Source organism: Caballeronia sp. LP006 (assembly GCF_031450995.1).
GTDB lineage: Bacteria > Pseudomonadota > Gammaproteobacteria > Burkholderiales > Burkholderiaceae > Caballeronia.
Map to the genome: position 1 here is coordinate 14764 of NZ_JARTVW010000005.1, position 19094 is coordinate 33857.

Annotated in this window: 18 protein-coding genes; 11 read left to right on the top strand and 7 right to left on the bottom strand. The window is 62.4% G+C overall.

Features of this window, described 5'->3' with window-relative positions:
• Nucleotides 1–157: 157 nt before the first annotated feature.
• From trpE to P9250_RS16645, 6 genes are read left to right on the top strand one after another with little or no spacing between them, the layout of a single operon-like run.
• Nucleotides 158–1654, top strand: a complete 1497-nt coding sequence (trpE, locus tag P9250_RS16620) for an anthranilate synthase component I (RefSeq protein WP_310394206.1) — start codon at nt 158–160, stop codon at nt 1652–1654.
• 12 nt (nt 1655–1666) lie between these two features.
• Entirely contained in the window at nt 1667–2251 is a 585-nt protein-coding gene (locus P9250_RS16625) for an aminodeoxychorismate/anthranilate synthase component II (protein WP_309962345.1), read from the top strand.
• A 5-nt stretch (nt 2252–2256) separates the two neighbouring features.
• Nucleotides 2257–3288: an anthranilate phosphoribosyltransferase gene (trpD, locus tag P9250_RS16630; protein ID WP_310394209.1), complete on the top strand. Its 1032-nt coding sequence runs from the start codon at nt 2257–2259 to the stop codon at nt 3286–3288.
• An 11-nt stretch (nt 3289–3299) separates the two neighbouring features.
• Nucleotides 3300–4085 (top strand): indole-3-glycerol phosphate synthase TrpC, encoded by a 786-nt coding sequence (trpC, locus tag P9250_RS16635; RefSeq protein WP_250526290.1) that lies wholly within the window; start codon nt 3300–3302, stop codon nt 4083–4085.
• Nucleotides 4086–4106: 21 nt separating this feature from the next.
• Complete coding sequence (locus P9250_RS16640; protein WP_310394211.1) at nt 4107–4760, top strand: CYTH domain-containing protein; 654 nt, start codon at nt 4107–4109, stop codon at nt 4758–4760.
• Nucleotides 4757–5533, top strand: coding sequence for a uracil-DNA glycosylase (locus P9250_RS16645; protein WP_310394213.1), 777 nt, complete (start codon nt 4757–4759; stop codon nt 5531–5533). Before P9250_RS16640 ends, P9250_RS16645 begins: the two co-directional genes overlap by 4 nt.
• Nucleotides 5534–5631: 98 nt before the next feature.
• Here the strand turns inward: P9250_RS16645 and P9250_RS16650 are convergent, their stop codons facing one another.
• From P9250_RS16650 to P9250_RS16665, 4 genes are all read right to left on the bottom strand, one after another.
• Nucleotides 5632–6228, bottom strand: coding sequence for an FMN-dependent NADH-azoreductase (locus P9250_RS16650; protein ID WP_250465758.1), 597 nt, complete (start codon nt 6226–6228; stop codon nt 5632–5634).
• Between the two features lie 139 nt (nt 6229–6367).
• On the bottom strand, nt 6368–8185 hold the full coding sequence (locus tag P9250_RS16655; RefSeq protein WP_310394215.1) for a PDZ domain-containing protein: 1818 nt from the start codon (nt 8183–8185) through the stop codon (nt 6368–6370).
• 98 nt (nt 8186–8283) lie between these two features.
• Nucleotides 8284–9015 carry a DsbC family protein gene (locus P9250_RS16660; protein WP_244826332.1) on the bottom strand — a complete coding sequence of 244 codons (732 nt, stop codon included), beginning with the start codon at nt 9013–9015 and terminating at the stop codon, nt 8284–8286.
• Nucleotides 9016–9045: 30 nt separating this feature from the next.
• Nucleotides 9046–10218: a UbiH/UbiF family hydroxylase gene (locus tag P9250_RS16665; protein WP_310394217.1), complete on the bottom strand. Its 1173-nt coding sequence runs from the start codon at nt 10216–10218 to the stop codon at nt 9046–9048.
• A gap of 240 nt (nt 10219–10458) precedes the next feature.
• Here P9250_RS16665 and ychF point away from each other — a divergent pair, with 240 nt between their 5' ends.
• The 4 genes from ychF to P9250_RS16685 all read left to right on the top strand — a co-directional run bounded on the left by ychF (nt 10459) and on the right by P9250_RS16685 (nt 15211).
• A complete protein-coding gene (gene ychF / locus P9250_RS16670) occupies nt 10459–11553 on the top strand; it encodes a redox-regulated ATPase YchF (RefSeq protein ID WP_244826334.1) in 1095 nt (364 codons plus the stop codon).
• A 121-nt stretch (nt 11554–11674) separates the two neighbouring features.
• Nucleotides 11675–11998 carry a DUF3761 domain-containing protein gene (locus tag P9250_RS16675; RefSeq protein ID WP_310394220.1) on the top strand — a complete coding sequence of 108 codons (324 nt, stop codon included), beginning with the start codon at nt 11675–11677 and terminating at the stop codon, nt 11996–11998.
• Nucleotides 11999–12176: 178 nt separating this feature from the next.
• A complete protein-coding gene (gene ettA, locus P9250_RS16680; RefSeq protein ID WP_310394222.1) occupies nt 12177–13844 on the top strand; it encodes an energy-dependent translational throttle protein EttA in 1668 nt (555 codons plus the stop codon).
• 242 nt (nt 13845–14086) lie between these two features.
• Nucleotides 14087–15211, top strand: a complete 1125-nt coding sequence (locus tag P9250_RS16685) for a DUF748 domain-containing protein (RefSeq protein WP_310394224.1) — start codon at nt 14087–14089, stop codon at nt 15209–15211.
• Between the two features lie 3 nt (nt 15212–15214).
• Here P9250_RS16685 and P9250_RS16690 read toward each other — a convergent pair whose 3' ends face one another.
• Genes P9250_RS16690 through P9250_RS16700 form a run of 3 tightly spaced genes read right to left on the bottom strand, consistent with a single transcriptional unit; the run spans nt 15215 to nt 18016 of the window.
• Nucleotides 15215–15838 (bottom strand): HAD family hydrolase, encoded by a 624-nt coding sequence (locus P9250_RS16690; RefSeq protein WP_244826338.1) that lies wholly within the window; start codon nt 15836–15838, stop codon nt 15215–15217.
• 28 nt (nt 15839–15866) lie between these two features.
• Complete coding sequence (locus P9250_RS16695; protein ID WP_284507759.1) at nt 15867–17696, bottom strand: aminopeptidase P family protein; 1830 nt, start codon at nt 17694–17696, stop codon at nt 15867–15869.
• A gap of 47 nt (nt 17697–17743) precedes the next feature.
• The gene (locus tag P9250_RS16700) at nt 17744–18016 is read right to left on the bottom strand and encodes a hypothetical protein (RefSeq protein ID WP_244826339.1); all 273 of its coding nucleotides are present in this window, start codon (nt 18014–18016) and stop codon (nt 17744–17746) included.
• A gap of 295 nt (nt 18017–18311) precedes the next feature.
• Between P9250_RS16700 and P9250_RS16705 the strand changes: the two genes are divergently transcribed.
• Entirely contained in the window at nt 18312–19079 is a 768-nt protein-coding gene (locus P9250_RS16705; protein WP_310394226.1) for a glycosyltransferase family 2 protein, read from the top strand.
• The last annotated feature ends 15 nt before the right edge of the window (nt 19080–19094 follow it).

Sequence of the window (19094 nt, forward strand, 5' to 3'; positions counted from 1 at the left end):
TCGTTCTTCAAGACGTCTCTCCTTGCGAGAAACGCCCGCGAAAACGCGTGTCGTCGCGCACCGTTCGACAGCATGGAAAACTGGCCGATCGCAGTGCCCCGCTTGTCCCGATGCCGCGCTCAATCAAAAGAATGCGCGGCACGCAAAGGATCGCAACATGACCGAATTCGAATTTCAATCGCTGGCGAACGAAGGCTATAACCGCATTCCGCTCATCGCAGAAGCGCTCGCCGATCTCGAAACGCCCCTGTCGCTTTATCTCAAGCTCGCGCAGTCCGAGCGCAATGGCGCCAACTCGTTCCTGCTGGAATCCGTCGTGGGCGGCGAGCGCTTCGGGCGCTATTCGTTCATCGGCCTGCCGGCGCGCACGGTGGTGCGCGTACAGAACGGCGTGTCGCAAGTCGTGACCGACGGCAACGTCACCGAGACCGATGAAGGCGATCCGCTCGCGTTCATCGAACGCTTCCAGAAGCGTTTCAAGGTTGCCATGCGTCCTGGTTTGCCGCGCTTCTGTGGCGGCCTGGCAGGCTACTTCGGTTACGACGCGGTGCGCTATATCGAGAAAAAGCTCGCGCATACGGCGCCGCACGACGATCTCGGCCTGCCGGACATTCAGCTGCTGCTGACCGAGGAAGTCGCGGTCATCGACAACCTCGCGGGCAAGCTCTACCTGATCGTCTATGCCGATCCCACCAAGGCCGAGGCGTATGCCAAGGCGAAGCATCGGCTGCGCGAACTGCGGGCGCGTCTGCGTGCTACCGTCCAGCCGCCCGTGACGTCGGCGAGTGTGCGCACCGAAACGTTCCGCGAGTTCGCTAAAGAGGATTATCTGAACGCCGTGCGACGCGCGAAGGAATACATCGCGGCGGGCGAACTAATGCAGGTGCAAGTCGGCCAGCGGCTCGTCAAGCCGTTCCGCGACAACCCGCTCTCGCTGTATCGCGCGCTGCGTTCGCTCAATCCGTCGCCGTACATGTACTACTACAACTTTGGCGGCGACGTTCACGTGGTCGGCGCATCGCCGGAAATTCTCGTGCGTCAGGAACAGCGCGCGGGCGAGCGCATCGTGACCATACGTCCGCTTGCCGGCACGCGACCGCGCGGCAACACGCCCGAGCGCGACGCCGAACTCGCCACCGAACTGCTGAACGATCCGAAGGAAGTCGCCGAGCACGTGATGCTGATCGACCTCGCGCGCAACGACGTGGGCCGTATTGCGCAGACCGGCTCGGTTTCGGTGACGGACAAGATGATCATCGAAAAGTATTCGCACGTTCAGCACATCGTGAGTTCGGTCGAAGGCACGTTGAAGCCCGGCATGAGCAACTTCGACGTATTGCGCGCGACCTTTCCCGCCGGCACGCTTTCCGGCGCGCCGAAAGTGCGCGCGATGGAATTGATCGACGAACTCGAACCCGTGAAGCGCGGCTTGTATGGCGGCGCGGTCGGTTATTTGTCGTTCAGCGGCGAAATGGATCTGGCGATTGCCATTCGCACCGGCCTCATTCACAAGGGCAATCTCTATGTGCAGGCAGCGGCGGGTGTCGTTGCCGACTCGGTGCCCGAGTCCGAATGGCAAGAGACGGAGAACAAGGCGCGCGCCGTGTTGCGTGCCGCCGAGCAAGTGCAAGATGGCCTCGACAGCGACTTCTGAGGAGAAAAGACCATGCTGCTGATGATCGACAACTACGACTCGTTCACCTATAACCTGGTCCAGTACTTCGGCGAACTCGGCGAGGACGTGCAGACGTTTCGCAACGACGAAATCTCGCTCGATGAAATCGCCAAGCTCAATCCCGCACGCATCTGCCTGTCGCCGGGACCGAGCAATCCGCAGCACGCGGGCATCACGCTCGACGTACTGCGCGAGTTCTCCGGCAAGCTGCCCATTCTCGGCGTGTGCCTCGGCCATCAGGCCATTGGCGAAGCGTTCGGCGGACGCGTGGTGCGCGCGCAGACCATCATGCACGGCAAGGTGAGCGCGATCGAAACCGACTGTAAAGGCGTGTTCTCCGACCTGCCAAAACACTTCAACGTCACGCGCTATCACTCGCTGGCGATTGAACGCGAGTCTTTGCCCGACTGTCTCGAAGTGTCCGCATGGACGCCTGATGGTGAAATCATGGGCGTGCGCCACCGGAAACTCGAAGTGGAAGGTGTGCAGTTCCATCCGGAATCCATTCTTTCCGAGCATGGTCACGCGTTGCTCGAAAACTTCGTGAAAAACACGGCATCGGGAAAGCGAGCGTGACTGCCATGACGATCACCGCACAAGAAGCGCTGCAACGCACGATCGAGCATCGCGAAATCTTCCACGACGAAATGCTGCATCTCATGCGCACCATCATGCGCGGCGAGATGTCGCCTGTGATGGCCGCTGCGATCATCACCGGCTTGCGCGTGAAGAAGGAAACCATCGGCGAGATCGCGGCCGCCGCGACTGTCATGCGCGAGTTCGCCAATCACGTCGAGGTGGCGGACAACTCGCATTTTGTCGACATCGTCGGCACGGGCGGCGACGGCTCGCACACTTTCAACATTTCCACGGCATCGATGTTCGTTTCCGCCGCCGCCGGCGCGAAGGTCGCGAAGCACGGCAATCGCGGCGTGTCGAGCAAGTCGGGCAGCGCGGACGTGCTCGAAGCGCTCGGCGTGAATATCGATCTGACGCCGGAACAAGTCGCCGCCTCGATTGCCGAAACCGGCATGGGCTTCATGTTCGCGCCGAACCATCATCCGGCAATGAAGAACATCGCGCCCGTGCGCCGCGAACTCGGCGTGCGGACCATCTTCAATATTCTCGGGCCGCTGACCAACCCGGCGGGCGCGCCGAATCAGCTGCAGGGCGTGTTCCATGAAGACCTCGTCGGCATCCAGGTTCGTGTGATGCAGCGGCTCGGCGCAAACCACGTGCTTGTCGTGTACGGCAAGGACGGGATGGACGAAGTGTCGCTTGGCGCCGCGACCAAGGTCGGCGAATTGAAGAACGGCGAAGTGAACGAGTACGAGATTCATCCGGAAGACTTCGGTCTTCAAATGGTCTCGAACCGCTCGCTGAAAGTGCAGGACGCGCAGGAATCGAAAACCATGCTGCTCGGCACGCTGAACAACAAGGCGGGTGTAGCGCGCGAGATCGTCACGCTGAACGCGGGCGCGGCGCTCTACGCGGCCGACATCGTCGATTCGATCGCCGAGGGCATGGCCGCCGCGCGCGAAGCCATCGCCAGCGGCGCGGCGCGCGAAAAGGTCGAAGCTCTCGTGCGCTTCACGCAGCAATTCACCAAATAACGGACATCACCATGAGCGACATTCTGGATCGCATCATCGCGGTGAAGCGCGAGGAAATCCGCGCCGCCGAACAAAGCGCGCCGCTCGAAGAACTCAGGCTCGAAGCGAGCGCGCGCGACTTGCGCGATTTCGTCGGCGCGCTGCGTGCGAAGCATGCTGAAGGCCGGGCCGCGGTCATTGCGGAAGTAAAGAAGGCGAGCCCTTCCAAAGGCGTGCTGCGCGAGCACTTCGTGCCGGGCGAAATCGCACGCTCCTACGAGCAAGGCGGCGCCGCGTGCCTTTCCGTGCTCACCGACGTGCAGTTCTTCAAAGGCAGCGTCGCGTATCTCGAAGAAGCGCGCGCCGCGTGCAGCCTGCCGGTGCTGCGCAAAGACTTTATCGTCGACCCTTATCAGATCATGGAAGCGCGCGCGATGGGCGCCGACTGCATTCTGCTGATAGCCGCCGCGCTCGAACTTTCGCAGATGCAAGATCTCGAAGCCTATGCACATTCGCTCGGACTCGCGGTGCTGGTCGAAGTGCACGACGCCGACGAACTACGAGACGCGCTCACACTGAGAACGCCGCTCATCGGCATCAACAATCGCAATCTGCGCACGTTCCAGACGACTATCGATACGACCATCGGCATGCTGGAAGCGGTGCCGGACGACCGCATCGTGGTGACGGAATCGGGCATTCTCTCGCGCCACGACGTGGACCGGCTGCGAGCGATGCACGTGCACACGTTCCTCGTCGGCGAAGCGTTCATGCGCGCCGACGATCCGGGCACGGAACTCGCGCGAATGTTCTTCTGACTCTAAAGACGGGACCGAATTTTGGGCATCGAACAGGAAATCAAGCTCGCGCTGCCGCCTTCGCAGCACGACGACGTGGCGCGCTTTTTCGACGAGCGCACCGGTGCGGGCAAGCCGATGGAACTGGCGAACGTCTATTTCGACACGCCGGATTGCGCGCTTGCCAAGGCGAAGTCCGCATTGCGCCTGCGCCGCACGCCCGACCAGTGGCTGCAGACGTACAAGGTGCTGGGCGAATCGAAAGCCGGCTTGAGCCGTCGTCACGAATGGGAGATGCCGGTGGCGGGCGAATCGCTTGAAATCGATGCGCTCCTCGTTTCCTGCGAAGACGAAGCGGCCCGCAAGGCTTTGCAGGACGCCGCGCCGAATCTGATCGCCCTGTTTCGCACGGACTTCCGGCGCATCGTGTGGGACATCGAGCGTGAAGGCTCGCAGATCGAAGTCGCGCTCGACGCCGGCAAGATCACGGCGGACGTGGATGGCGAAAACCATCACGCGGAAATCAGCGAGCTGGAACTCGAAATCAAGTCCGGCGACACCAAAGCGCTCTCCACGCTCGCCGCCGAATTGCGCGGCGCGTTTCCCGAACTCGACCCGGAAGATTTGAGCAAGGCGGAGCGAGGTTATCGGCTGCGCGAGCGTCCGGAAAGCGCGGTAGACGACGCCGAAGCATGAGCCAGCAGCCTTCTCTTTTCGACGAGCCTCGCACGCACGCTGGCGGCTTCATCACGCTCGAAAGCCAGTTCGAAGCGCTGCCCGCTGAATGGCGGCGGCATCTGACAGCATTTATCGACAGTCCGCGCTATGCGTCGTTGTGCGCTTTCGTGGATGCCGAGCGCGCCGCCGGCAAGACCGTTTATCCCGCCGATGTTTTCCGCGCATTGCGCCTCACCAGTCCTGGCGAGGTCAAAGTGGTGATTCTCGGTCAGGACCCGTATCACGGTGAAGACAAAGGCGCGCCGCAAGCGCATGGGCTTGCGTTCTCCGTGCCCGCGCCCGTGCGCCCGCCGCCTTCGTTGCGCAACATCTTCAAGGAAATCGCCGCGAGTCTGGATATCGTCGCGCCTGCTCACGGCTGCCTCGATTCGTGGGCGAAACAAGGCGTGCTCTTGCTCAACACGTCGCTGACCGTCGAGCGCGATAAAGCGGGAAGCCATGCCAAGCGGGGCTGGGAACAGTGCACGGACACGCTGATCCACGAAATTGCCGAGCGCCACGATGGCGTCGTGTTCATGTTGTGGGGCGCGCACGCTCAGGCAAAACGCGCGCTGATCGACGGCACGGGAAAGGCGCATTGCGTGCTGGAAGCGCCGCATCCGTCGCCGTTGTCGGCGCATCGCGGGTTTCTGGGGTGCGGGCATTTCGTCGCCGCGAACGAATATCTGAAGCGGCATGGGCGCGAGCCGATCGACTGGCGCTTGCCCGCCGAGGCACAGTTGCTCGCCTGAGCATCCTCATCAATGCAACGCAATGCAATGCAATGCAAAGAGCCCGCCGCGGTCCGAAGACCGGGCGGGCTCTTTTACTTCGGCGTCGAGCTTAAGCCTTACAGCGCCGCGATCGAATCGCGTGCCGAAGCGAGCGCTGCGCTCGCGGCCTCCGGCCCCATCGCCAGGCCTTCGGCGTAGATGAAGTTCACGTCAGTCATGCCGAGGAAGCCGAGGAACGTCTTGAGATACGGCGTTTGCGAGTCGTTCGGCGTGCCTGCGTACTTGCCGCCACGCGCCGACACCACGAACACCTTCTTGCCCTTCACCAGGCCTTCGGGGCCGGTCGCGGTGTAGCGGAACGTGATTCCGGCCCGCGCGATCCAGTCGAAATAAGCCTTCAGTTGCGACGACACGCCGAAGTTATACAGCGGCGCCGCGATCACCACGATGTCGGCCGCTTGCAGTTCGTCGATCAGCGCTTCGCTCTTCGCGTTGATGGCGACTTGTTCCGGCGTGCGTTGTTCGGCGGGCGTGAAGAACGCGCCGAGCGTGGCATCGTCGAGGTGCGTGAGCTGGTCGGCGAGCAGATTGCGGACGACCACGTTCGCGCCCGGATTGCTTTGTTGCAGCTTCGCGGTGAGTTCGTCGGCGAGCAGCGTCGATTGAGCGCCTTGCGAGCGGGCTGCGGAGTTGATCTGGAGAATCGTCGTCATGATGGCTTCCTTGATGGAGGAGCGGGAGCCGTCGGCGCCCGCGTTGGAAGCATTCTTCGTTGTTCGGCGTTCCGGAAAAAGCCGTCCGGCCGTGAAGGATCGTTGCACCAGTAGGACAATCCCCGGTGGGCGCGGCCTTTCAGCCCTTCAGCCAGCGCTCGCGCCATTGTTTCGACGGTCCGCGCCCGTCGATAGCCGTCAGCACGTAACGCGACACTTCGGGGCCGTCGAGCTTCACTTCGGTACGACGCAGTTCGTCGCGGCGAAACGCGTGTACTTCGACCTTCGCACCCGGCAGATAACGCGACAACAGCGCCTCCAGATTCGATCCCGTCACACGCAGACCATCGATGGCCACGAGAACATCGCCCGCCGAAAGCCCCGCCTTCTGCGCGGCGCTGCCGTCGTGCACGACCGCCAGCGTGCACTCCGCGCTGCCCCGCACACGCACGCCGAGCGACGGTTTGCCGGCCGTGCCGCTCGTCGGCAGATCGGGCGCGAGTGCTATGCCGAACGGCTCGAGGAGCGCGTCGAGCGGCAAGTCGCGCGTGCCGCGCACGCCGTCGCGGAACAGCGAGCGCAGATCCGCGCCGGTGGCCTCGGCGAAGAGCGCTTCCACTTCGTCCTCGCGGATGCCCCGTGCCTTGCCGAGATAGAAGTCGCGTCCGTAGCGCTGCCACAAGAGACGCATGACATCGTCGAGCGACTTACGGTTGTCCGTCTGCGCGCGGATCGACAAATCGAACGCGAGCGCGACGAGCGAACCCTTCTGGTAGTAACTGACGATGGCGTTCGATGCGTTCTCGTCGGCGCGGTAGTACTTCACCCATGCGTCGAACGAACTCTGCGCCACCGATTGCTTGAGCCGCCCGCTTCCGCGCAACACGCCGCCGATGGTCTTGCCGAGCATCAAGAAGTAATCGCTCGCGGAAATAAGGCCGGTGCGCACGAGGATCAGGTCGTCGTAATACGACGTGAAACCTTCGAAGAGCCACAAAAGCGACGTGTAATTTTCCTGCGACAGATCGTACGGCGCGAACGCCGCCGGCTTGATGCGCTTTACGTTCCACGTATGGAAGTATTCGTGGCTGCAAAGGCCAAGATACGTGCGATAACCTTCGCTGACTTCGGGTCGGCCAAGCACCGGCAAGTCGCCGCGATTGCAGATCAGCGCCGTGGATGCGCGATGTTCCAGCCCGCCGTAACCATCGCTGACGGCGACCGTCATGAACACGTAGCGATCCACCGGCGCTTTCTTCGTGCGCGGTTCGAAGAGCGCGATCTGCGCTTCGCACACGCGTTTGAGGTCGGCCGCGAGCCGGTTCATGTCGAGCCCGATCACGCGTCCCGAGATCACGATGTCGTGCTTCACGCCATGCGCGGTGAAGCCGCCGAGCGCGAATTCGCCGATCGTCACCGGATGATCGACGAGTTCGTCGTAATTCGCGGCCTCGTACGCGCCGAAACCATGGCGCTTCGTGCCACGCGCTTCGGCAAGCGCCGTGGCGACGCGCCAGTTGCGCAGCGCTCCGCCCTGCGGCGCTTGAATATCGACGATACACGGCGCAGCCGACTGCCCCTCCACCGCGAGAAACACGCTCGTGCCGTTGAAGAAGCCGACGCTGTCATCCAGATGCGCGGCGCGTACCGACATGTCCCACGCGTACACCTCGTAACGCAGCGTGATGGGGCCATCCACCGGCGCGGCTTGCCACGCGTGCTTGTCAATTTTTTCGATACCGATCTTGCGCCCCGCCGCGTTGAACGCCTGCAAGGTGACGATATTGCGCGCGAATTCGCGAATCATGTAGCTGCCCGGAATCCACACCGGCAGCATGAAGCGTTGTCCCGCCGGGTCCGGCGCGGCGACCGTGAGCGTGACTTCGAAGATATGCGCAGCCGGATTCTTTGGAACGATGCTGTAGCGCACCGGTCGATCGAGCGTAGTCGTTGCCATGTCGTGTCCTTTGTTCTTGTTGTGGGCGCGCGGTCGGTGCGCCTTTGAAACCAAAAGAGGCGCCTCTCATGCGCCTCTCGTCGGGGGTTCGGGCCGCCTCAATGCGCGGTCGAAAGTTCCTTCTCCAGCCGGTCGGCGGGAACGGCGCCCGGCAGACGGCGGCCGTCCGCGAGGAACACGGTCGGCGTGCCGCTCACGTTCATCGTGTGACCGAGCTTCAGGTTCTTGTCGATGGCGGTGGTGTCGCACGAGGCGGCTGTGGTCGGCGCCTTGCGGTCCAGCATCCAGCCTTCCCAGCTCATCGCGCGATCTTTCGAGCACCAGATCGACTTCGATTTCGCGGTCGAATCCGGCGAAAGCACGGGATACAGGAACGTGTACACGGTGACGTTATCGATGGACTTCAAGGTCGATTCGAGTTGCTTGCAATACGGGCAATTCGGGTCCGAGAACACCGCGATCTTGCGGCTGCCGTTGCCCTTCACCACTTTCACCGCGTTCTCGAAAGGCAGCTTCGCGAAGTCGATCTTGTTGGTCTCGGAGAGCCGCGCTTCCGTGAGATTCTTGCTGCTGCGCGTATCGACGAGATCGCCGATCAGCACGTAGTTGCCGGTGGCGTCGGTATAGACGATCTGCGAGCCGAGGTTCACTTCATAGAGCCCTGGAATGGGCGTCTTGTCGACACTCTTGATGTTCGCGTCGCCCATGCGCGATTCGAGCGTGGACTTGATCTTGTCGGTGGTCTGGTCGGCCTGCGCCGTACAGCCGAGACCAAGTGTCACGGCGAGTGCCGCGGCCGCTGCGAGTGCCGTTCGAAGTGTGCGTTTCATGTTCTTTTCCTGTATGTGCCTGGCGTGTCTTTAACCGAGCGCGGCCGAAACCAGCCAGCGCTTGACGATTGGCTGCGCGCCCACGAGCGCCATGCCGGTATTGCGAACCGCGCGCGCAAGCGTGCCCGGCACCGAGAAAAGCCGTTGCAAGCCGTCTGTCGCCAACATGAGTTTTTGTATGTCTTCGCGGCGCGCGCGTTCGTAGCGGCGCAGCAAAATGGGATCGCCAAGATTGCGAAAACCTTCTTTATTGGCGATGACATCCGCGAGCGCGGCGACATCGCGCAAACCGAGGTTCATGCCTTGCCCGGCTAGCGGATGAATTAAATGCGCGGCGTCGCCGATAAGCGCGACACGTGGCGAGATCAGCTTGTCGACCGTTTGCAACGCGAGCGGGAAGCCTTGCGCGGGCGTCACGCATTCGAGCGTGCCGAGCATGTTTTGCGTGGCCTGTTCGACTTGTGCCGCGAGTTGCGCGGGATCGAGCGCGAGGAGTTCGTCGGCGTGTTCGGTGCGCGCGGACCAGACGAGTGAGACGTGATCGCCCGGCAGCGGCAGCAGCGCGATGATTTCCGAGTCGCGGAACCATTGGTAGGCGGTTTCGCCGTGTGGCCGCTCCGCCTTGAAATTCGCGACCACGCCCGTTTGCCGATAATCGCGCCGGTCGACCTTTGCGCCCATTTGCGCGCGCACCCAAGAATGCGCGCCATCCGCGCCGACGATCAGATCCGCTTCGAGCGTCTCGCCGCTTGCAAGCGTGACGTGCGCGGCATCGTCCTCGACCGTCATGCCCTGCGCGCGCGATTCGAACCACGACAGACTCGGCTGGAAGCGCAGCGCGGCGTCGAGCGACTGTTCGATCAGATTCGACTCGACGATCCACGCGAGCTGCGGCACCGAGGCCTGGAACGCGGAGAAATGCAGTTCCGCGTGTGTGTCGCCGAACACGCGCATGTCGAAGACGGGTCCGAGCCGCGTGCGATCGAGCGCTTGCCAGACGCGCAGCCGTTCGAGCAGCGTCTGCGAACTCGACGAGAGCGCGTAAATGCGAGAATCGAACGCGGCGCCCGCGGGCAAGGCGGCAGCTTGCGGCGCGAGCAACGCGGTGCGCAAGCCGGATTGCGCGAGCGCGAGCGCAGCGGTCTTGCCGACGAGCCCGCCGCCGACGACAACTGCATGAAAGGTCAGGGGATGCGAAGTCATCCGGCCATTATAGCCGTGAGGATTGCAGCGTATTTGGCGCCTGCGCGGCGCTGCGGCGGGCCGTCGCGGAAGGCGGCGCGAAACGCCGCTGCCCGGCGCGGCGGTACAATGGCGGTTTGCCTGGCCGCTCGACGCGGCCGTTGCGCTGGCGGGCGTTTTTGCCAATTCAGCCTTTGCCCGGCGCGCGACTTTTGACGAAACCCGCGCGGCCTGCGCCGTCTCACCAGTTCGAAGGATTCCATGAGCCTCCAATGCGGCATCGTCGGCTTGCCTAACGTCGGCAAGTCCACTCTATTCAATGCTTTGACCAAGGCGGGTATTGCCGCCGAGAACTATCCGTTCTGCACCATCGAGCCGAATGTCGGCGTGGTCGAAGTGCCGGACGCGCGCCTCACCGCGCTCGCCGAAATCGTGAAGCCCGAGCGTATCCTGCCGGCCGTCGTCGAGTTCGTGGATATCGCGGGTCTCGTCGCGGGCGCGTCGAAGGGCGAAGGTCTCGGCAATCAGTTCCTCGCGAACATCCGCGAGACGGATGCGATCACGCACGTCGTGCGCTGCTTCGACGACGAGAACGTGATCCACGTCGCGGGCAAGATCGATCCGCTGGACGATATCGGCGTCATTAACACGGAACTCGCGCTTGCGGATCTGTCGACGGTCGAAAAAGCGCTCACGCGTTATTCGAAGGCGGCGAAGTCGGGCAACGACAAGGAAGCGGGCAAGCTCGTCGCCGTGCTCGAAAAGGTGCGCGCGCAGCTCGACGAGGCCAAGCCGGTGCGTGCGCTTTCGTTGAACGAAGACGAGCAGGCGCTCATCAAGCCGTTTTGCCTCATCACGGCGAAGCCGACCATGTATGTGGCGAACGTGAAGGACGACGGCTTCGAGAACAACCCATATCTCGACGCCGTTCGCAAGCATGCGGACGCGGAGAACGCGCCGGTCGTCGCGGTGTGCGCGGCAATCGAAGCGGAAATCGCCGATCTGGACGACGCGGACAAGCAGGACTTCCTCGCCGACATGGGCATGGACGAGCCGGGTTTGAACCGCGTGATCCGGGCGGGTTTCAAGTTGCTTGGCTTGCAGACGTACTTCACGGCTGGCGTGAAGGAAGTGCGCGCGTGGACCATTCATATCGGCGATACGGCGCCTCAGGCCGCTGGCGCCATCCATACCGATTTCGAGCGCGGCTTCATTCGCGCGCAGACCATCGCGTTCGATGACTACGTCGCGTTCAAGGGCGAGCAAGGCGCGAAGGAAGCCGGGAAGATGCGGGCCGAAGGCAAGGAATACGTCGTGCACGACGGGGACGTGATGAACTTCTTGTTCAACGTTTGAGCGCCGTCAAGCGTCAAGAATCGTCAAATCGTCTTGCATGAAAAAGCGGAGTGCCCGATAAACGGGGCTCCGCTTTTTTCATGAGCGGTACCCGATAAAAATAAAGAGAGACAAAAAGAAGATGAAAGGACCCGCGTTTCTGCGTTCGCTCGCTCTCACGTGTTGCATTGCGTTGTCCGCGAGCGTCATCCCTTGCACACCGGCGTACGCGTACGCGAACAGCGCGAACGCGAACAGCTTCAACCCGCAACCTGACGAAAACGACCTCGACAGACATGGCCATTACGTCAACCGCGACGGCAACGTAATCCATGCGCCCTCTCGCTCGCGTTCGAGTGCGGTACCCGAAGGCGCGACCGCGCAGTGCCGCGACGGCTCGTACAGCTTCAGCCGCCACCACAGCGGAACGTGTTCGCGGCATGGCGGCGTGGCGCGCTGGCAATAGCCTGAGCACGCCCGAAGTACAATGACATTCGATCCCGCGTGGCACACGCGCCGGGAAGCGCGTCATATCGCGCCGACGATTCGCGTCGAATGCCGATAACGCGGCGTGCGCGTCCCGCACGCAGCCGCCCGCGCCCGGCGTTCGCACTCTTCACCACACCATTACAGACAACATCGACATGGCCCAATACGTCTTCACCATGAACCGCGTCGGCAAGATCGTCCCGCCGAAGCGTCAGATCCTGAAAGACATCTCACTCTCGTTCTTCCCCGGCGCGAAGATCGGTCTGCTCGGTCTCAACGGTTCAGGCAAGTCCACGCTCATCCGGATCATGGCGGGCGTCGATAAGGAAATCGAAGGCGACGCCACGCCGATGCCCAATCTGAACATCGGCTATTTGCCGCAGGAACCGCAACTCGATCCGCAACAAACCGTGCGTCAGGCAGTCGAAGAAGGTCTCGGCGATGTCTTCCAGGCAACCAAGAAGCTCGACGAAATCTACGCCGCTTACGCCGAGCCCGACGCCGACTTCGACAAGCTCGCCGCCGAGCAAGCGAAGTACGAAGCCATCCTCGCGACGAGCGACGGCGGCAGCCCCGAGCAGCAACTCGAAGTCGCCGCCGATGCGCTGCGCCTGCCCGCGTGGGACGCGACCATCGAACATCTTTCGGGCGGCGAAAAGCGCCGCGTCGCGCTGTGCAAGCTCCTGCTGCAAAAGCCCGACATGCTCCTGCTCGACGAACCGACCAACCACCTCGACGCCGAATCCGTCGAATGGCTCGAACAGTTCTTGACGCGCTATCCGGGCACCGTCGTCGCGGTCACGCACGATCGCTACTTCCTCGACAACGCCGCCGAATGGATTCTCGAACTCGACCGCGGTCACGGCATTCCATGGAAGGGCAACTACAGCAGCTGGCTCGACCAGAAGGAAGAGCGCCTGAAGCAGGAAGAATCGAGCGAATCCGCCCGCCAGAAAGCCATCAAGAAGGAACTGGAATGGGTGCGCCAAAATCCGAAGGGACGTCAGGCGAAGTCGAAGGCGCGCATCGCACGCTTCGAGGAACTCAACAGCCAGGAATATCAGAAGCGGAACGAAACGCAGGAAATCTTCATTCCCGTGGGCGATCGTCTCGGTAATGAAGTCATCGAGTTCAAAAACGTCAGCAAGGCGTATGGCGACCGGCTGCTGATCGACAACCTCAGCATGAAGATTCCGGCGGGCGCGATCGTCGGTATCATCGGGCCGAACGGCGCGGGCAAGTCCACGCTGTTCCGCATGCTGACCGGCAAGGAGCAGCCGGATTCCGGCGAGATCGTGCAAGGGCCGACGGTCAGGCTCGCCTATGTCGATCAAAGCCGCGACGCGCTTGGCGCCGACAAGACCGTGTTCGAGGAAATCTCCGGCGGCGCGGATGTGCTCACGGTTGGCAAGTACGAAACGCCGTCGCGCGCGTATATCGGCCGCTTCAACTTCAAGGGCAGCGATCAGCAGAAGCTCGTCGGCAATCTGTCGGGCGGCGAACGCGGACGTCTGCATCTGGCGAAAACGCTGATTGCGGGCGGCAACGTCTTGCTGCTCGACGAACCGTCCAACGACCTCGACGTCGAAACGCTCCGCGCGCTCGAAGACGCGTTACTCGAATTCGCCGGCTCGGTCATGGTGATCTCGCATGATCGCTGGTTCCTGGACCGTATCGCCACGCACATCATCGCGTTCGAAGGCGACTCGCACGTCGAGTTCTTCGACGGCAACTATCAGGAATACGAGGCCGACAAGCGCAAGCGGCTCGGCGAAGAAGCCGCGAGGCCGAAGCGTCTGCGCTACAAGCCGATCACGCGCTGATCCTTTGCGTGAACGGATGAGACGAGGAACGCGCGCGCCTATGCGCGCGCGCGCACCGACATCGGACACGAATGCGGCGACTGTCTGAGGCACGTCGCCGCCAGTCTTCACCGCATCTTTGCGACACGCTAGCGGCGCGACAGAGGCTGAAAAGTACGCGCTCACTTAAAAAAACGATGCACGCGAAACGGCTTACCACCGAGTGAGCCTCAGGCAGAACCAGTATTCGGGAGACATTGCAGATGGCGCGATCGAAAGCGCAACGGGGAGCGCTTTGGGCAGTCGGAATCGTCGTGGCGATCATCATCGTGGCGGTTGGCGGGTGGCTCTTCGTCGCGCATCAGATGAAGGAGCGCATTCTCGAAACGCTCGGGCCGAACGGCTCGGCCGAAGAGATCGATGTCGGCTTCGGCCACGTCACACTGTCGCGCGTGCGTCTGCGCGGCCCGCAGGACTGGCCCGCGAGCGACGCCATGCGCGCCGAGCGCATCGTGCTCGACATCGACATGCACGAAGCGCTGCGAAACCGCGTGCATCTGCATGGCGTGAGCGTGGACAACTACTATTTGTCGATCGTGCGTTCCGCCGATGGCCGCGTGCAGATTCTGCCCGGTCTCAAGGAAACCGCGCGCGTCGCCGACGCCAAGCCCGACGCGAAGGAAGACGCGCGCTCGCGGGAAGAGAAGCTCATCGATCGCGTGTCGTTCGAACGCGGCTCGATGGAGTTCTTCGATTCATCGGTGCAAAAGCCGCCGTATCGCGTGTTGATCAGCGATTCGCGTGCGACCATCGACCATCTGCATCTCCCCGCGCTCACCGACCGCACCAATCTGTCGATGTCCGGTTCGATCAAGGGTCCGTCGCACACGGGAACGGTTTCGTGGGGCGGCTGGATGGTCATCGCCAACAAGGATTCGCAGACGCGCGCCGTGCTGAGCGGCGTGGATATCGCGTCGCTCGACCCGTATCTGCTGAAAAAGGCCGGCGCGCGTGCGGCGGTGACGGGCGGGACCATCGACCTCACCGTGGACGCGAACATCCACGATTACCGCATTCACGCGCCCGGCACGCTTACGCTGAATCACTTGCAGATCAGCGACACCGGCAACGGACTCGACACCTTCCTCTCCATTCCGACGAAAGCCGCAGTCGCCGCGCTGAAAGACCGCAAGGATCAGATCAAGCTCGACTTCGTGCTCGACGGCGATCTGCGCGATCCGAAGTTTTCGCTGCAGGAAAGTCTGTCGAAGAAACTCGCCGCCGGTTTTGCGAAGGCGCTCGGTGTGAGCGTCGAAGGCGTGGCCAAAGGCACGGGCGATACCGTGCGCGGTATTGGCAACGCGCTCAAGAGTTTGCTCGGTCAGTAAGCGTCAGATAGGCACGGCGAGCGCGCGCAGCTTCGTTTCGGTTTCCATCGCGCCCGTGTAGTGGATGCCGTGCCAGCCGAGATCCGTCGCGGCCTGCGCGTTCTTCGCGTTGTCGTCGATGAAGACGAGTTCGTGCGGCTGAATGCCCGGCAGATGCTTTTCGATCTCCGCGCGCATCAGCGCGAAAATCTGCGGGTCGGGCTTGACGATTCCCACGCGCCCCGAAACGATGATCTCGCGAAACCGCCGCAACACGTCGAAGCGTTCCCACGCATACGGGAACGTCTCCGCCGACCAGTTCGTCAGGCCAAATAGCGGCACGCCTTCCGCGTCCAGCCGGTCGACGAGCGCCACGCCCTCTTCCAGCACGCCCGACACCATCTCGTGCCAGCGCGCATAGAACGCGCGAATCAGCGCTTCGTGATCGGGATAGCGCGCGATCAGTTCGGCGGTGCCTTCTTCTATGGTCTGCCCGCCGTCCTGCTGCACGACCCAATCCATCTTGCAGACGTTGTCGAGAAACCAGCGGCGCTCGGTTTCGTCCGGAATCAGTTGCCGGTACAAATACTCGCGGTCCCAGTCGATCAACACGCCGCCGAAGTCGAATACGACTGCCTTGATGGTCATGGTTTTGCTGCTCCTTCTTATTTTCGGATCAGATAGCCTGCGTGCGTTTTTCGAGCCACGCCAACGCCGTGCCCGACACGTGCGGCGACACGCGCCGGCGCACTTCCTCGTGATACGCGTTGAGCCACGCGCGCTCGTCCTCGCGCAGCAAGGCCAAGTCGATGCAGCGGGTATCGATCGGGCAGAGCGTGAGTGTTTCGAAGTCGAGGAAATCGCCGAATTCGGTCTTGCCCGCGCTTCGGTTCAGCACCAGATTCTCGATGCGAATGCCCCACTTGCCCGGCCGATAGATGCCCGGCTCGATGGACGTGATCATGCCCTCTTCCATCGCCGTCCAGCTTTCGGCGGGCGCGTAGTGCGAGATGACCTGCGGGCCTTCATGCACGTTCAGAAAGTAGCCGACGCCGTGCCCGGTCCCGTGCCCGTAGTCCGCGCCGGCTTCCCAGATCGGCGCGCGCGCGATGGAATCGAGCATTGGCGAACGGATGCCACGCGGAAAGCGTGCGCGCGACAGCGCCATCGTTCCTTTCAGCACGATGGTGAAATCGCGCTTGTGTTCAGCCGTGATCTCGCCGACGGGAACCACGCGTGTGATGTCCGTCGTGCCGCTCACATACTGTCCGCCCGAATCGATCAAGAGCAAGCCATTGCCTTCTATCACCGAATGCGACGCTTCGGTTGCGCGGTAGTGCGGCATCGCGCCGTTGGCATTGAAGCCCGCGATAGTGCCGAAGCTCAGCGTCACGAAGCCCGGACGCCGCGCGCGCGCCGCCGTGAGCTTTTCGTCGATGGTGAGTTCCGTAATGCGCTCGCGGCCCAGCGCATTTTCGAACCAGGCGAAGAATTCGGCGAGCGCCGCGCCGTCCTGTTCCATCGTCGCGCGGATATGCTCGGCTTCCGCCGCCGTCTTTTGCGACTTCGCGAAGGTGGACGGATTCACGCCTTCCACGATCGTCACCGCCGAGGGCACTTGCTCCAGCAAACCATGCGTGATGCGGCGCGGGTCGATCAGGAGCGTGGCGCCGGCGGGCAGCGCGGCGAGTGCGCGGGGCGCATCGGCGTAAGGCGCGACGCGCACGTTGTCGCGCGCGAGCGATTCCTCGAGCTCGGCCGACACCTTGCCATCAGCGATGAAGATCGTCGCGTCGTCACTGCCGATCAACGCATGCGCGACGAACACGGGGTTGTAGCTGACATCGCCGCCGCGCAGATTGAAGATCCACGCGAGATCGTCGAGCGTGGACACGAAGTGCCACTGCGCGTTTTTTGCGCGCAAGGCTTCGCGCACCTGCGCGAGTTTGTCCGCGCGGCTCACGCTGGCGTGCGGCGCGGCATGTTCGTAGATGGGCGCGTCAGGCAAACCAGGACGCGTCGGCCAGATGGAATCGAGCAGATCGACATCCGTGCGCAGTACGATGCCGCGTGCCTTCAGCGCATCCGCAAGCGAGCGCGCCGCCGCCACGCCGAGCACGGCGCCATCGACACCGACGACATCGCCCGAATCGACATGCGCCGCCAGCCATTCGACGTGCGGCGCGGTTTGCTGGCCGCCCATCATCTTCATGAGCACGATGCCGGTGCCCGCCAGTTGCGCCTCGGCTTGCGTCCAATAGCGGCTGTCCACCCAGACGCCCGCGAAATCCGCCGTCACCACGAGCGTGCCGACCGAACCGGTGAAGCCGGACAGCCATTGCCGCCCTTGCCAGCGCTCCGGCAGATATTCGGAAAGATGCGGGTCTGCCGACGGAATCAGCACGGCGGCAAGATTGTCGAGCGCCATCTGGCCGCGCAGCGATTCAATGCGCCGGGCGAACTCGGCTGCGTCGGGAATGGCGGAATGTGCGATGCGGTCGTTCATGAAGTCACCTGCATGGAATGCGTGAGGAAGCGCCGGCGAGCGCGGGTTTAGCGACGCGCGGCAAGGCCGACTGTCACCGTCACGACGACGAGCGCGAACACCGTGCACGCGAACCATTCGAGCGTATCGCCGTCGTGATACAGGTTGATGATATTGCCGAACATGCGCGCGACGATTATCGCCAATATGCCCGCGACGATGGCCGTCCAGATGCGCCCCGCCGCGCCTGTGCCCACGCGCCCCGCGCGCCGCAGCGGATGCAGCCACCAACCCGTCGCGCCGATTACCGCGCCCAAAAAGATCAAGCCCGTCCAGCCCATCAGCTACCGCGCCCCTTTGATTGCGTCTGAACCGGCGCCGCGCGCCGTTAGCGGTCGAGTTTAGGGGGCCAGGTTGGCGATGGCAAGTGCGTTTCCTTGAACGATTTATGCGACTAAGCTTAAAAATGAAAATATGCCGGGCCGGTAAAATGACCGCTTTAGCCACGCTGATTTAAGGGCGATACTCTAAGGAGTCATTGCCCAAGTTCGCGGCATCGATTTAATGGGTTTACAGCGGAAATAAAGCACCATGTTTGAGAAAAGCCTCATATCGCTAAACGGTCTGGAATTCATCATGACCTACCGCGGTTCCACGCTGGAGCGGCGTGAAAATCTGCGCGGCATATTGCGCCATCTCGATTCGACTTATTCCGACTACATGATTTATCTCATCGAAGCCGATGCCACGCCCACCTTCCACTGGTCGGGCCTCGGCGACGAAAAGATCAGGCATGTCTTCGTATGCGACAACGGCCCCTTTCCGAAGGCGCGCCTATGCAATCTGGGCGCGCGCATGTGCACCGGCGACATCATTTGTTTCCATGACGCGGACATGATTTCCAACCCGGATTATCTGCCGCTTTGCATCAACGCAATTCGTCATGGAACGGCAAGCGACGCACTTTGCCCATTCACGAACGTGATTAACGTTACGGGTGTTTATCGCGATGCATTCATTGCTTCCGGAGATTACGCAATACTAAAACCGTTTCTCGAAAGCGACCGGCCCGAAGAAATGGAAATTCTCTATGCGAATACGCCGGGCGCCATCGTGCTCATAAAACGCTCGGATTACATGCGCGTCGGCGGCTACGATCCGCGCTTCATTGGCTGGGGCGGCGAAGATGACGACCTGCTCACGCGCGCGGTGCGGCTCGGCGTTCGCTGGCATTCCGTGCCCGATGCAAACGCGTCGCTGTTCCATCTGCATCACGACAATACTTCGCGGCACGCGGCCATTGCCGCCGCCGAACGAAATCGCGAAGCGGCTGCCGAGACGCATGCATTGTCGCAAGAGGAACTCGAAGCGCGCGCCGCCGAGCTGGCAAAGTACTTCGATTGAGCGCGGCGCTGCGTC

Coding starts and splice junctions, on each gene's coding strand:
- trpE (WP_310394206.1), top strand. CDS start 158: ATGACCGAATTCGAATTTCAATCGCTGGCGAACGAAGGCTATAACCGC.
- P9250_RS16625 (WP_309962345.1), top strand. CDS start 1,667: ATGCTGCTGATGATCGACAACTACGACTCGTTCACCTATAACCTGGTC.
- trpD (WP_310394209.1), top strand. CDS start 2,257: ATGACGATCACCGCACAAGAAGCGCTGCAACGCACGATCGAGCATCGC.
- trpC (WP_250526290.1), top strand. CDS start 3,300: ATGAGCGACATTCTGGATCGCATCATCGCGGTGAAGCGCGAGGAAATC.
- P9250_RS16645 (WP_310394213.1), top strand. CDS start 4,757: ATGAGCCAGCAGCCTTCTCTTTTCGACGAGCCTCGCACGCACGCTGGC.
- P9250_RS16650 (WP_250465758.1), bottom strand. CDS start 6,228: ATGACGACGATTCTCCAGATCAACTCCGCAGCCCGCTCGCAAGGCGCT.
- P9250_RS16655 (WP_310394215.1), bottom strand. CDS start 8,185: ATGGCAACGACTACGCTCGATCGACCGGTGCGCTACAGCATCGTTCCA.
- P9250_RS16660 (WP_244826332.1), bottom strand. CDS start 9,015: ATGAAACGCACACTTCGAACGGCACTCGCAGCGGCCGCGGCACTCGCC.
- P9250_RS16665 (WP_310394217.1), bottom strand. CDS start 10,218: ATGACTTCGCATCCCCTGACCTTTCATGCAGTTGTCGTCGGCGGCGGG.
- ychF (WP_244826334.1), top strand. CDS start 10,459: ATGAGCCTCCAATGCGGCATCGTCGGCTTGCCTAACGTCGGCAAGTCC.
- P9250_RS16675 (WP_310394220.1), top strand. CDS start 11,675: ATGAAAGGACCCGCGTTTCTGCGTTCGCTCGCTCTCACGTGTTGCATT.
- ettA (WP_310394222.1), top strand. CDS start 12,177: ATGGCCCAATACGTCTTCACCATGAACCGCGTCGGCAAGATCGTCCCG.
- P9250_RS16685 (WP_310394224.1), top strand. CDS start 14,087: ATGGCGCGATCGAAAGCGCAACGGGGAGCGCTTTGGGCAGTCGGAATC.
- P9250_RS16690 (WP_244826338.1), bottom strand. CDS start 15,838: ATGACCATCAAGGCAGTCGTATTCGACTTCGGCGGCGTGTTGATCGAC.
- P9250_RS16695 (WP_284507759.1), bottom strand. CDS start 17,696: ATGAACGACCGCATCGCACATTCCGCCATTCCCGACGCAGCCGAGTTC.
- P9250_RS16700 (WP_244826339.1), bottom strand. CDS start 18,016: ATGGGCTGGACGGGCTTGATCTTTTTGGGCGCGGTAATCGGCGCGACG.
- P9250_RS16705 (WP_310394226.1), top strand. CDS start 18,312: ATGACCTACCGCGGTTCCACGCTGGAGCGGCGTGAAAATCTGCGCGGC.